The sequence below is a fragment of the Rhizobiales bacterium NRL2 genome (assembly GCA_001664005.1).
Lineage (GTDB): Bacteria > Pseudomonadota > Alphaproteobacteria > Minwuiales > Minwuiaceae > Minwuia.
On record CP016093.1, the window covers coordinates 3,482,363 to 3,494,408 of the forward strand.

Consider the following 12,046-nt stretch of genomic DNA (forward strand, 5'->3'; position numbering starts at 1 on the left):
GTCCTCCCCGACGCGATTAGCGGTACCGAACATGTCGTGGCTCGGCCCGGACCGCAAACATAAGGCTATGGGGTTCGTGCGGCAACGGTTGCGGTCAACAAACCGCCGTGCGCGCCCCGCATGGCGCCGGTCCGGGCAAATTGCCGCTGGGAAGTGCGCCCGTTCGGACATAGGGTCCGGCGCATGGATGACAAGGAGCGGATCGCCAAGCGTCTGGCCCGGGCGGGCATCGCCAGCCGCCGGGAGGCCGAACGCATGATCGAGGCCGGCCGGGTGAAACTGAATGGTCAGGTACTGAAGTCGCCCGCGGTCAATGTCGGGCCCGATGACACGATCGAGGTCGACGGCAAGGCGGTCGGCGAACCCGATTCGATTCGTCTCTGGCGCTATCACAAGCCGGCGGGCCTTCTGACGACGGCGCGCGACGACCTGGGACGGGCCACGATCTACGATCACCTTCCGAAACGCCTGCCCCGGGTGGTGCCGGTGGGCAGGCTGGACCTGAATTCGGAGGGGCTGCTGCTGCTCACCAATGACGGCGGCCTGAAGCGCGGTCTGGAACTGCCCGGCAATGCCTGGACGCGCACCTACCGCGTGCGCGCTTACGGCGCGGTGAAACCGGAATTGCTGGAAGACCTGAAACGGGGCATCACCGTCGACGGCGAGAAGTTCGGCGCCATCGAGGTCACTGCGGAACGCAGCGGCGGACGCAACACGTGGCTCACGGTCTCCCTCAACGAAGGCCGCAACCGGGAGGTCCGCCGCGCCCTGGACGCCGTGGGCCTGACGGTGAACCGGCTGATACGCACCGCCTATGGCCCCTTCCGTCTGGGCGAACTGGGCAGCGGCCAGGTGGTCGAGGTGCCGGGCAACGAACTGCGCCGGGCCGCGCGCGGTCTGGTCGACATGCCGAGGACGCGGGATGCGGATCGTCGGCGGTAGTTTCCGCGGGCTGACGCTGGCGGAGGTGGATGCCGGCGGCATCCGTCCGACCTCCGACCGCAGCCGGGAGGGACTGTTCAACATCTTGGCGCACAACCCCGCCTATGCGGGCGAAAACGGCCCCGCCCCGGCCGGGCTGGACGTGCTCGACGTCTTCGCCGGCACCGGCGCGCTGGGCCTGGAGGCGCTCTCGCGCGGCGCGGCCAGCGTCGCATTCATGGAGAACGCGCCCGCGGCGCTGAAGATCCTGCGGGCCAACATCGCCCGCGCCGGCGCTGGCCCCGCAACCCGCGTGCTGGAGGCCGACGCCACCCGGCCCGGCCGGGCGCGCGGGACGTTCGGCCTGGTCCTGATGGACCCGCCCTATGGCGTAGGTCTGGCGGCAACGGCGCTCGTGGCGCTGCAGGACGGCGGCTGGCTGGCGGAAGCCGCGCTGGCGGTCATCGAGACGGACCGGCGCGAGGAGCTGACATTGCCCGACGGCTTCGAGAAGCTCGACGAGCGCGTCTACGGCCGCGCCCGCCTGCACTTCGCCCGGCGCGGATAAGTCGCATCAACCACATCGCTTCCGGACCCCACCTGTCGGGTCAAGCCGCCACGCACGCGCGGTGATCGACAAGAACAAGGGAGTAGTCAAATGAGCGACGCTGTGTATCGCCGGATCGAGGTCGTCGGATCGTCCACCAAGAGCGTCGAGGACGCCATCCAGGGCGCCGTCGCCCGCGCCAACGAAACCCTGCGCCATGTCGACTGGTTCGAGGTGGCCGAAACCCGCGGCCATGTCGAGAACGGCAAGATCGCCCACTATCAGGTGGTGGTGAAGGTCGGCTTCCGGATGGACGAGTGACCCGGGAAAGCGGGGCGGGCTTTCCCGCCCCCTGTCCCGCCGGTCAACTGAAGTCGGGCCGGGGATCGCCTTCCAGGATGGCGAACAGCAGGTGGTCGCGCCAGCGGCCATCGATCCTGAGATATTGCCGCGCATAGCCTTCCTCGGAGAATCCGCACTTGCGCAGCAGGTCGCTGCTCGGCTCGTTCTCGGGCAGGCATGCGGCCTCGACGCGGTGAAGCCCCATCTCGCCGAAGGCCCAGTCGACGACAAGCGTGAGCGCCGCGGCCATGTAGCCCCGGCGGGCGAAGCGCCGGCCCATCCAGTAGCCGGCGGAGGCCGACTGGGTAACGCCGCGGCGCACGTTCGACAGGGTCAGCCCGCCCAGAAGCTGGTCGTCGTCAAGGGAGAAGATGAAGAAGGCATAGGCCTGATCGGCGCGCGCATCGCGCTGATAGAGCCTCACGCGGCGGCGGAAGCTGAGCCGCGAGAGCGCGTCGGCGGGCCATGTCGGTTCCCACGGCTCCAGGAAGGCGCGGCTTTCGGCCCGGACCTCGGCCCACATGCGCCAGTCGTTCGCTATGGGCGGCCGCATGTAGATCCGCGGCCCCTTCAGAACCGGTCGCGCGTCCTCGCTCGACATGCCCGCGAACATCGGTCCGCCGCCTCCTCCGTCAAGTGCGGTATCGTACCACAAACGGTGCGGACTGAACCTGCAATGCGGGTCTACCGGAACCGCGCCCTGAGCCGGTCATGGTCTTCCAGCCGGGCCGGGCCGATCGCCGCGACCGCCGGATCGGGCGCATGCTCGAACAGGCGGTGCGCCACACGGCGCACGCCGGCGGCGTCCACCGCATCGACGCGGGCCAGCCATTCGCCGACGTCCTGCGGCGCGCCGTAGATCAGCACCTGCCGGGCGAGCTGCTCCAGCCGCGCCGCCGAGCTTTCCAGCGACATCACCATGCCGGCCTTGATCTGGGCGCGGGACCGGGCGGTTTCCTCCTCGGCGGCATCGTGGGCGACGCGGCGGATCTCCTCGGCCAGCACCGGCACCAGTTCGCCGAGCTGCTCGGGATCGGTGGCGGCGTAGACGCCGATCATGCCGCCGTCGACCATGGAGCCGGCGAAACTGAACACCGAATAGGCCAGGCCGCGGCGTTCGCGCACCTCCTGGAAGAGACGCGAGGACATGCCCCCGCCCAGCAGGTTCGACATCACCTGAACGGCCGTGAAGTCGGCGTCGTGGTAGTCGACACCGTCGATGCCGAGCGCCAGGTGGACCTGCTCGATCTTGCGCTCGTCGACCATCGATCCGCCGTGCCAGCGGGCGGGCTCCGGCGGCGCCATCGTCCGGGCCGGCACATGCCCGAAACGCGCTTCGGCCAGTTTCAGGAAATCGTCGGGATCGACCGCGCCCGCGGCGGCGACCACCAGGCGGGAGGCGTCGTAGCCCCGGTCCATGAATGTCCGCAGTTCATCGCGGCGGAACGCGCCGACGCGCTCGGGCCGGCCCAGGATGGAACGGCCGACGGCCTGGCCGGGAAAGGCAGCCGCCTGCAGATTGTCGAAGATCACGTCGTCGGGCGTGTCGTTGACCTGTGCGATCTCCTGGCGGATCACGTCGCGCTCGCGGCGAAGTTCCTCCTCGGGAAAGGTGGAGGCCAGAACGATGTCGGCGATCAGGTCGACGGCGAGTTCCAGGTCGTCCTTCAGCACCCGGGCGTAATAGGCGGTCTGTTCCCGGCTGGTATAGGCGTTGATGTAGCCGCCCGCCCCCTCGATCTCCTCGGCGATCTGCAGCGCCGAGCGGCGCGCCGTGCCCTTGAAGGCCATGTGTTCCAGCATGTGGGCAAGGCCGTTCTCCTCCTCGCGCTCGTGGCGGGCGCCGATATCGACCCAGACGCCGACGGAAGTGGTCTCGACATGCGGCATGGGCGCGACGGCCACGCGCAGCCCGTTCGAAAGCGTGTGCATCGTCTCCTCGGTCATGCGGCGATCCGCGCCCGCTCGCCGATGAATTTTTGCAGGGTCGCCAGGTCATTGGGCAGATCGGCGGCCCGCTCGGGCCGCTCCATCAGGTCGCCCAGCCGCTCCGGCAGGGCCGGCCGGAAGCCGACGGCGCGCTCGACGGCGTCGGGAAATTTCGCCGGATGCGCGGTCGCCAGGCTGATCAGCGGCGTCTCGGCTGGCACGTCCCCGGCGGCGCGGGCCTTGCGCGCAGCCGCCGTCCCCACGGCGCTGTGCGGGTCGAGGACCTCGCCGGTCTCGGCGTGCATGCGCCGCATCTCGGCCAGTGTCTCCTCCTCGTCGATGCGGGCCGAGGCGAAGCCCGCCTGCACCTGCGCCAGGGCCGCGGGCGGAATCTCGAAGCCGCCCGACTGCCTCAGACTGTCCATCATGGCGCGGACGCGCAGGCCGTCGCGGCCGGTGATCTCGTAGAGCAGCCGCTCGAAATTGGAAGCGACCTGGATGTCCATGGACGGGCTCATGGTCGGAACCACGCCCTGCCGGCGATAGGCGCCGGTCTCGAAGAAACGATGCAGGATGTCGTTGACGTTGGCGCCCACGACCAGGCGATCCACCGGCAGACCCATGCGCCGGGCGATATGGCCGGCGAAGACATTGCCGAAATTGCCCGACGGCACCGAGAACGCGACAGGCCGCCGGCCCTCCCCCAGCGCCATGACGCCGTGGACGTAATAGACGACCTGCGCGGCGACGCGGGCCCAGTTGATCGAGTTCACCGCCGAGAGGTTCATGCGGTCGCGGAAGGCGAGATCGCCGAAGGCCGCCTTGACCAGGGCCTGGCAGTCGTCGAAGTCGCCGTCCACGGCGATGGCGTGAACGTTCGCGTCCTCGACGGTCGTCATCTGCCGGCGCTGCACGTCGGACACCCGCCCCTTCGGGAACAGGATGAAGATGTCGACGGCGTCGCGGCCGCGGCAGCCCTCGATCGCCGCCGAGCCCGTATCGCCGGAGGTCGCGCCGAGGATGGTGACGCGCTCGCCGCGGCGCTTCAGGGCGTGGTCGAACAGCCGGCCCAGGGCCTGCAGGGCGAAATCCTTGAACGCCAGCGTCGGACCGTGGAACAGCTCCATCAGCCAGTCGTTGGGGCCGATCTGCTTCAGCGGCGCGATCGCCGCGTGATCGAAGACGGCATAGGTGTCGCGCGTCAGGCGTTCGAGATCGCCGCGCGGCATGGCGTCGTCGACGAAGGGCGCCAGCACCGCCGCCGCGAGGCCTGCATAGTCCAGGCCGGCCAGCCCGTCCGTGCCCAGCGCCGGCACGGATTCGGGCACATAGAGCCCACCATCACGGGCCAGCCCCGTCAGCAGGACATCCTCGAAATTCAGATCGGGGGCCTCGCCCCGCGTGCTCACATAGTTCAAGACGCTCTCACTCCGTCGCCGCCGCGCCCTTCTAGTGCAATTGCGCCGCGGGCGAAACCACGCGCGAGCGGCGCGTGCGCCGCTGCCGTGCTGCTGATAGTCTGCCGCGCTGTATCGACGAAGAACGACAACAAGAGGGAGTGGTTCCGATGACCTACCAGCCATCCGTTCCCAACGATCTGGACGCCTTCTGGCTGCCCTTCACGCCCAACCGGCAGTTCAAGAAAGAGCCCCGCCTCGTGGTGTCGGCGAAGGACATGCACTACACTTCCGCCGACGGTCGCCGGATCCTGGACGGCTCCGCCGGTCTCTGGTGCGTCAACGCCGGCCACGCCCGCGAGAGGATCGTGGACGCCATCAAGCGCAGCGCCGAGACGCTCGATTTCGCGCCGTCCTTCATGTACGCGAACCCGATGGCGTTCGAGCTGGCGACGAAGATCGCCGAGCTGACGCCGGACCCGCTGAATCGCATCTTCTTCACCAACTCGGGTTCCGAGGCCGTCGACACGGCACTGAAGATCGCACTGGCGTATCACCGCGCCCGCGGCGAAGGACAGCGCACCCGGCTGATCGGGCGGGAGCGCGGCTATCATGGCGTCGGCTTCGGCGGCGTCTCGGTGGGCGGCATCGTCAAGAACCGCAACGTTTTCGGTTCCCTGCTGACCGGCGTCGATCACCTGCCCCACACCCATCTGCCGGCGAAGAACGCCTTCACGAAGGGCGAGCCGGAGCACGGCGCCGAACTGGCCGACGAACTGGAGCGGATCGTGCAGCTTCACGACCCGTCCACCGTCGCCGCTGTGATCGTGGAGCCCATGGCCGGCTCCACCGGCGTGCTGGTGCCGCCGAAGGGCTATCTGAAGCGCCTCCGGGAGATCTGCGACCGTCATGGCATCCTGCTGATCTTCGACGAGGTCATCACCGGGTTCGGCCGTCTGGGCACCGCCTTCGCCGCCCAGTGTTTCGGCGTGACGCCGGACCTGATGACCATGGCCAAGGGCCTGACCAACGCCGCCGTGCCGATGGGCGCGGTCGCCGCGCGCGACGACATCTACGAGACCTTCATGACCGGGCCGGAGCACGTGATCGAGCTGTTCCACGGCTATACCTATTCCGCTCATCCGATGGCCTGCGCGGCCGGCATCGCCGCCCTCGACCTCTACAAGGAGGAGAAGCTGTTCGACCGGGTCGCCGGACTGGAGGACTACTGGCAGGAAGCCGTCCACGGCCTGGCCGACGCGCCCAACGTCATCGACATCCGCAATATCGGCCTGGTCGGAGCCATCGAGCTGAAGGCGAAGGAGGGCGCGCCGGGCAAGCGCGGCTTCGACGCCATGGTGCGCGCCTTCGAGAAGGGCGCGATGATCCGGGTGACCGCCGACATCATCGCGCTGTCGCCGCCGTTCATCATCTCGAAGGATCAGATCGACGAACTCATGGCGACCGTCCGCGAGGTGCTGGAGGACGTCGAGTAGAACACCTGACCGCCCCGGGACTCGATCCCGGGGCCCAGTCGCTCGAACGCTCGTACTGGGTACCGGGGTCAAGCCCCGGTACGGGCCAGCAGTTCACATGCGGGCATGACTACGAAGATCAGGGATCCAGCGACGGGCGGCTGTTCAGCGTCTCCACGTCGAAGCCGGCAGTCATCTTGTATTGCCTGGCCGTCTCGGCCAGTTCGTCCTCGCCGATGACGTCATGGACGTCGGCGAAGCCTTCCGGTGCACGTTCCTCGACCAGTTGCATCACCTGCTCCGGCCCGTTGCCGCGGTTCGCCAGGACGATGGCCGAGGCCGGCGGGCGGCGTTCGGCGTCATAGGCCGCGAGAGCCGCCACGGGGTCCTCCCTGCGCGCCAGCTCCAGCGCCAGCACACGGGCGTCGATGATGGCCTGCGACGCGCCATTGGAGCCGATGGGATACATCGGATGGGCGGCGTCGCCCAGCAGCGTGACCCGGCCGAAGCTCCATTGCGGGACGGGATCGCGATCGACCATGGGGTATTCGTATATCGCCCGCGCGCCGCGGATGATCTCCGGCACGTCGAGCCAGCCGAAGTCCCAGCTCTCGAAGGCGGGCAGGAACTCCTCGATCCGGCCGGGCCGGTTCCAGTCCTCGCGCCGCCAGGGCGGGTCGGTGGGATAACGGATCTCGGCGATCCAGTTGATCAGCGCGCGGCCCTCGTCCAGATGCCTGCGCGAGATCGGGTAGCAGACGAACTTCTGGTTGGCATGGCCCGCCATGACCATGGAGCGGCCCGTCAGGTAGGCCGGTCCCTCCGTGGTCGCCCGCCAGAGCACGCACCCGTTCCAGATCGGCGCGCCCTCGTCCGGATAGAAGCCGGCGCGGACCGCCGAATGGATGCCGTCGGCGCCGATCAGGATGTCGCCCTGCACCTCGTCGCGCGCCGCGCCGCCCGCGCGGCTGCGGAAATGCGCGGTGACGCCGGCGCCGTCCTGCTCGAAGCCCGTCAGCTCGTGATCGGTCTTCAGCCGCGCCGCGCCAAGACGTTCGATCACAGCGTCGCGCAGGATCACCTGCAGCTCACCCCGTGAGATCGAGAACTGCGGCCAGTTGTAGCCCGCGTCCCGTCCGCGCGGCTCGCGCCAGATGCGCTGGCCGTGGCGGTTGGCGTAGATCAGTTCGGCTGTCGGGATGGCGGCTGTCTCGAGCCTTTCCGCCAGACCGAGCTCGGTCAGTTCGCGCACGGCGTGCGGCAGCAGGTTGATGCCGACGCCCAGCGCCTGGATCTCGGGCACCGCTTCGAACACCGCGCAGTCGATACCGGCCCTGTGCAGGCTGAGCGCCGTGACCAGGCCGCCAATGCCGCCGCCCGCGATCAGTACCTTCATTCCCTGACCTCTCCCGCCGCTTCGCCGTCGTTCTCGCCGCCATAGATCGCCGCCCCCGGCATCCATCCGGCGCGGCCGTCGATGCTGAGGCGGCACCAGCCGGCGCGGCACAGTTCCAGCGTGCCGATGATGCGGCGCTCAGCATAGAGCACGATTTCGGCCGCCGGCGACGGCTCCCGTTTCAGCGGCGTCAGATCCTGCATCACCATCGCCGTGCGCCGGCCCGACAGCAGGCTCTTGTGCAGCCAGCCTTCCCCGCCCCAGGGATCGCGCACGGCGCGCCAGTGGCCCCATTCGTCGACGATCTGCACAGGCAGGTGCTCGCGGCGGTAGACCCAGCGCACGGGATAGTCGGTGCCCGGGCCCGCGCGCAGGTTCGCCCTGTCCGCCTTCACGGAGACGAAGCGCGGCAGGGGCAGGCCGGTTTCCGGTCCGGTCCCGGCTGCCAGCGCGGCCAGCGGCAGCAGGCCGACAAGAAGAAGGAGGACGATCCGGGCGCACAGCATCAGCCTTGATGGTCCGATTCGGACGCCCGGTCAAAAGGCGGCGTCAGTCCTTCGGTTCCCGCATGCGCTCCAGCACACGCCGGGCGATGCGCCCGGCCCTCTCGGTGCGGGGCGTCTCGGGCGCGGCCGTGATCTCGACGAAGTCAATGTCGGCGCGCAACGCCTCCGACTGGCGGCGTACGGTCTCCCCGGTCCGGCGGGCAGCGCCGCGGGCCGCGGGAAGTACATGGTCGCGCGTCACTTCTGCCGCCTTCGCGCGGATGGCCGGATCGCTGGCGATCCGTCTCGCGGCGTGAAACAGCAGGCTTCGAACGAAAGGCATGACCCCACTCCGAATCGATGCTTGTCTTCAGCGGTCACTATAGCGTCCGTCACGTCAACGGCGAACACTCACCGAACTCTCTGTCACATAAGGCAATCTGCGGTTCAATCCGCAAGGTTCGTCGCTATATAAGCCAGTCGAGGGGAGCGCATCGCGCAATGCCGATCGCCAGAAAAATGGACCGGGAAGCCAGCAACGCATGATGTATCTGATGGTCGCCGCGGGCCTGATCCTGCTCCTGCTGGGTGGCGAGGCGCTGGTCCGCGCCGCCGTGACGCTGGCCGACCGTCTGGGGGTTTCCAAGCTGATCATCGGACTGACCGTGGTCGCCTTCGGCACCTCGGCGCCGGAACTTCTGGTCTGCGTCCAGGCGGTGCTGGATGACGCCCCGGCCATCGCCATCGGCAATATCGTCGGCTCCAACATCGCCAATATCCTGCTGGTCGTCGGCGCGCCGGCGCTGATTGCGCCGTTCTTCTGCGAACGCTCCACGATGAAGCGGGAAGGCGTGGCCATGTTCGGCGCAACCGTCATCCTGATCGGCGTGATGGCGTTCGACGCCCTGATGTTCTGGGGCGGGCTGGGCCTGTTCGTTCTGCTGATCGTCTTCCTCACCAGCGCCTACCGCAGCGCCCGGAAGTCGGGCGCCGGCGAGTTCGCCGAGGAAGTCGAGGAACTGAGCGAAGGCGTGCCCCGTTCCGGGATGGCCATCGCCGCCCTGCTCGTCCTCGGGCTGGCCGGTCTGGTCGCCGGCTCCGGTCTGCTCGTCGACGGCGCGCGCGATATCGCGCTGGCCGCCGGCCTGTCGGAAACGGTCATCGGCATCACGCTGGTCGCCCTCGGAACATCCCTGCCGGAGCTGGCGACATCCATCGTCGCCGCCATGCGCCGCCACGGCGACGTCGCCATCGGCAATGTCATCGGTTCGAACCTGTTCAACATCCTGGGTATCCTGGGGATTACCGCCATGGTCGCGCCCGTGCCGGTGCCGCCTCAGGTGATGCTGTTCGACGTCTGGGTGATGCTGATCTGCGCCGTGCTGCTGTTCCCGCTGGCCTTCGCGCGGCTACCGATCGGACGCGCGGCGGGCGCTGTCTTCCTCCTCGGCTACGGCGGTTATATGTGGGCGCAGTTCGCCGGCCTCTCCGGCATGCCGATCGACAAGATGGCGGGGGGCTGATGACGACGGCGGGCGCGGCCCTGATCACCGGCGCCGCGAAACGGATCGGCCGCGCCATCGCCCTCGCTCTGGCCGCGGACGGCCGCCCCGTGGCGGTCCACTACAACGGCTCGCAGGCGGAGGCCGAGGCCACGGTGCGCGAAATCGAGGCGGCTGGCGGCCGCGCGGCGGCGCTGCAGGCCGATCTGGCGGATCACGACGCGGTAACCGGCCTGGCGGCTGCCGCGGCGGCACGGCTCGGCTGCCCGGTCGAGGTGCTGGTCAACAACGCCTCGCTGTTCGAAAACGACAACATTCGCAGCGTCAGCCGTGAAAGCTTCGATCGCCACATGGCGGTCAACCTGCGTGCGCCGCTGTTCCTGGCCCAGGGCTTCGCCGCGGCCCTGCCGGAAGACCGCAGGGGCAATATCATCAACCTGATCGACATGCGGGTCTGGAAGCCGACGCCGGGCTTCATGTCCTATACCCTCAGCAAGTCGGGTCTGGAGATGCTGACCCGCACCCTGGCCATGGGCCTGGCGCCCAGGATCAGGGTGAACGCCATCGGGCCGGGTCCCGTACTGGCCAACGAACGCCAGACCGATGCGCAATTCGAGCGGCAATGGCGTTCGACGCTGCTCCGCCGTGGCGCCGAGCCGGAGGAAATCGCCGAGGGCGTCAGGTTCATCCTCTCGGCGCCCTCGTTGACGGGACAGATGATTGCGCTCGACGGCGGCCAGCACATTCCGTGGCCGCCGGCGCGGGCCGGCGACGACAGCCTGGACGGCTGAAGCGCGCCTGCGCGGCGAATGTGACAGCAGTGAAATCTTTGTCTTTTCGCGGAAGGTTCCGGTTGACACAGGCGGAATTCTTTCACACCGACGTTGCCCTTCCCGCCAAACCCGCGGAATCCCGGCGATCACGCCACAATCGCGTCATATTCCCCCTTCTCGATAAAATTTATCCAATAATATCAATATGTTATTTTGATTGCATATTTTTTGTGCAACGTAGGGAAAGCGCAATAAAATCGGTGTGATAGTGGAGCGCCCCGAAAACCGCCAACAGGGTTATCCACAGAATTGGGGGATACTGGCGGGTCGCTTTTTCTGTTGCATGCCTGTCATACTGGCATCCGGCCCGGCGTTCAGCGGATCTCCCGCAGCCAGCCGGCCAGCGCCTGGCCGATCTCTTCGGGGCTGTCCTCCTGGACGAAATGGCTGCCCTTGACGGTGACTTCCCTCTGGTTCTTCCAGCTTCGGCAGAACTCGCGCTGCGCCCCGATCAGGATCGCTCCGGGCTCGGCATTGACGAAAAGCTTCGGCAGCTCGTTCGCGGCCATCCAGTCCGCATAGTCGCCGACGATGGCGACCACGTCCTCTGGTTCGCCGTCGAGCGGAATCTGCCGCGGCCAGGTCAGCGTCGGCCGCCGACCCTCGCCGGGCTCCGCGAAGGGCCGGCGATAGACGGCCATTTCGTCCTCAGTCAGGCCGCGCAGCACCGATCCGGGCAGCACGCGTTCGACGAAGGTGTTCTTGTCCAGCACCATCTTCTCGCCGGCCTCCGAACGGAAACCTTCGAAGACCGGACGAGCGTCTTGGTTGAACTCGTCCCAGTCCATGGGGCGCACGATGGCCTCCATGTAGCAGATGCCCTGCACCGCCCCGCGATGGCGGTTGGCCCAGTCGAAACCCAGCGCCGAACCCCAGTCGTGAATGACGAAGACCGCGTTGCGCTCAACGCCCACGGCCTCGAGGAAGCCATCCAGATACCGGCGATGCTCCACGAAGCGGTAACGGTCGGGTCCGGAGTCAGGCAGCTTCTCGGAATCGCCCATGCCGATCAGGTCCGGCGCGATGCAGCGGCCCAGCCCGGCGGCGTGGGGCATGATGTTCCGCCAGAGATAAGAGGATGTCGGATTGCCGTGAAGAAAGACGATCGGATCGCCTTCGCCCATCTCCACAAATGCCATCTTGCGGCCATGGACAGTGACCGACTGCTTCGGATGTTCGTCTGCCGATGGCGCCATGATCTCGTCCCTCCTGAGCGTTC

The 12,046-nt window shown here is 68.0% G+C and carries 13 protein-coding genes; 6 read left to right on the forward strand and 7 right to left on the reverse strand.

Going from position 1 to position 12,046, the window contains the following annotated elements:
* The first annotated feature begins 183 nt into the window (after window positions 1-183).
* The 3 genes from TEF_16170 to TEF_16180 all read left to right on the forward strand — a co-directional run bounded on the left by TEF_16170 (window position 184) and on the right by TEF_16180 (window position 1,789).
* Window positions 184-942, forward strand: a complete 759-nt coding sequence (locus tag TEF_16170) for a pseudouridine synthase (protein ID ANK82151.1) — start codon at window positions 184-186, stop codon at window positions 940-942.
* Entirely contained in the window at window positions 923-1,489 is a 567-nt protein-coding gene (locus TEF_16175; GenBank protein ANK82152.1) for a 16S rRNA (guanine(966)-N(2))-methyltransferase RsmD, read from the forward strand. Before TEF_16170 ends, TEF_16175 begins: the two co-directional genes overlap by 20 nt.
* 90 nt (window positions 1,490-1,579) lie before the next feature.
* Window positions 1,580-1,789, forward strand: a complete 210-nt coding sequence (locus tag TEF_16180; protein ANK82153.1) for a dodecin flavoprotein — start codon at window positions 1,580-1,582, stop codon at window positions 1,787-1,789.
* Window positions 1,790-1,832: 43 nt separating this feature from the next.
* Here TEF_16180 and TEF_16185 read toward each other — a convergent pair whose 3' ends face one another.
* From TEF_16185 to TEF_16195, 3 genes are all read right to left on the reverse strand, one after another.
* Entirely contained in the window at window positions 1,833-2,423 is a 591-nt protein-coding gene (locus TEF_16185) for a GCN5 family acetyltransferase (GenBank protein ID ANK82154.1), read from the reverse strand.
* Window positions 2,424-2,494: 71 nt separating this feature from the next.
* The gene (locus TEF_16190) at window positions 2,495-3,757 is read right to left on the reverse strand and encodes a peptidase M16 (GenBank protein ID ANK82155.1); all 1,263 of its coding nucleotides are present in this window, start codon (window positions 3,755-3,757) and stop codon (window positions 2,495-2,497) included.
* On the reverse strand, window positions 3,754-5,157 hold the full coding sequence (locus TEF_16195) for a threonine synthase (protein ANK82156.1): 1,404 nt from the start codon (window positions 5,155-5,157) through the stop codon (window positions 3,754-3,756). The genes TEF_16190 and TEF_16195 overlap by 4 nt, the downstream gene beginning before the upstream one ends.
* Window positions 5,158-5,306: 149 nt before the next feature.
* Between TEF_16195 and TEF_16200 the strand changes: the two genes are divergently transcribed.
* A complete protein-coding gene (locus TEF_16200; protein ANK82157.1) occupies window positions 5,307-6,632 on the forward strand; it encodes an omega amino acid--pyruvate aminotransferase in 1,326 nt (441 codons plus the stop codon).
* Window positions 6,633-6,750: 118 nt separating this feature from the next.
* On the opposite strand, the gene TEF_16205 is transcribed toward TEF_16200, so the two are convergent.
* From TEF_16205 to TEF_16215, 3 genes are read right to left on the reverse strand one after another with little or no spacing between them, the layout of a single operon-like run.
* A complete protein-coding gene (locus TEF_16205) occupies window positions 6,751-8,007 on the reverse strand; it encodes a hypothetical protein (GenBank protein ID ANK82158.1) in 1,257 nt (418 codons plus the stop codon).
* Window positions 8,004-8,513 carry a hypothetical protein gene (locus TEF_16210; GenBank protein ANK82159.1) on the reverse strand — a complete coding sequence of 170 codons (510 nt, stop codon included), beginning with the start codon at window positions 8,511-8,513 and terminating at the stop codon, window positions 8,004-8,006. Before TEF_16210 ends, TEF_16205 begins: the two co-directional genes overlap by 4 nt.
* A 43-nt stretch (window positions 8,514-8,556) precedes the next feature.
* On the reverse strand, window positions 8,557-8,835 hold the full coding sequence (locus TEF_16215; GenBank protein ANK82160.1) for a hypothetical protein: 279 nt from the start codon (window positions 8,833-8,835) through the stop codon (window positions 8,557-8,559).
* A gap of 199 nt (window positions 8,836-9,034) precedes the next feature.
* On the opposite strand from TEF_16215, the gene TEF_16220 reads away from it, so the two are divergent.
* Window positions 9,035-10,015 (forward strand): hypothetical protein, encoded by a 981-nt coding sequence (locus tag TEF_16220; protein ANK82161.1) that lies wholly within the window; start codon window positions 9,035-9,037, stop codon window positions 10,013-10,015.
* Window positions 10,015-10,785: a short chain dehydrogenase gene (locus tag TEF_16225; protein ANK82162.1), complete on the forward strand. Its 771-nt coding sequence runs from the start codon at window positions 10,015-10,017 to the stop codon at window positions 10,783-10,785. The genes TEF_16220 and TEF_16225 overlap by 1 nt, the downstream gene beginning before the upstream one ends.
* 356 nt (window positions 10,786-11,141) lie before the next feature.
* On the opposite strand, the gene TEF_16230 is transcribed toward TEF_16225, so the two are convergent.
* Window positions 11,142-12,023 (reverse strand): haloalkane dehalogenase, encoded by an 882-nt coding sequence (locus TEF_16230; GenBank protein ID ANK82163.1) that lies wholly within the window; start codon window positions 12,021-12,023, stop codon window positions 11,142-11,144.
* Between the last annotated feature and the right edge of the window lie 23 nt (window positions 12,024-12,046).

Coding starts and splice junctions, on each gene's coding strand:
- TEF_16210 (ANK82159.1), bottom strand. CDS start 8,513: ATGCTGTGCGCCCGGATCGTCCTCCTTCTTCTTGTCGGCCTGCTGCCG.
- TEF_16215 (ANK82160.1), bottom strand. CDS start 8,835: ATGCCTTTCGTTCGAAGCCTGCTGTTTCACGCCGCGAGACGGATCGCC.
- TEF_16200 (ANK82157.1), top strand. CDS start 5,307: ATGACCTACCAGCCATCCGTTCCCAACGATCTGGACGCCTTCTGGCTG.
- TEF_16170 (ANK82151.1), top strand. CDS start 184: ATGGATGACAAGGAGCGGATCGCCAAGCGTCTGGCCCGGGCGGGCATC.
- TEF_16190 (ANK82155.1), bottom strand. CDS start 3,757: ATGACCGAGGAGACGATGCACACGCTTTCGAACGGGCTGCGCGTGGCC.
- TEF_16225 (ANK82162.1), top strand. CDS start 10,015: ATGACGACGGCGGGCGCGGCCCTGATCACCGGCGCCGCGAAACGGATC.
- TEF_16175 (ANK82152.1), top strand. CDS start 923: ATGCGGATCGTCGGCGGTAGTTTCCGCGGGCTGACGCTGGCGGAGGTG.
- TEF_16220 (ANK82161.1), top strand. CDS start 9,035: ATGATGTATCTGATGGTCGCCGCGGGCCTGATCCTGCTCCTGCTGGGT.
- TEF_16180 (ANK82153.1), top strand. CDS start 1,580: ATGAGCGACGCTGTGTATCGCCGGATCGAGGTCGTCGGATCGTCCACC.
- TEF_16185 (ANK82154.1), bottom strand. CDS start 2,423: ATGTTCGCGGGCATGTCGAGCGAGGACGCGCGACCGGTTCTGAAGGGG.
- TEF_16205 (ANK82158.1), bottom strand. CDS start 8,007: ATGAAGGTACTGATCGCGGGCGGCGGCATTGGCGGCCTGGTCACGGCG.
- TEF_16230 (ANK82163.1), bottom strand. CDS start 12,023: ATGGCGCCATCGGCAGACGAACATCCGAAGCAGTCGGTCACTGTCCAT.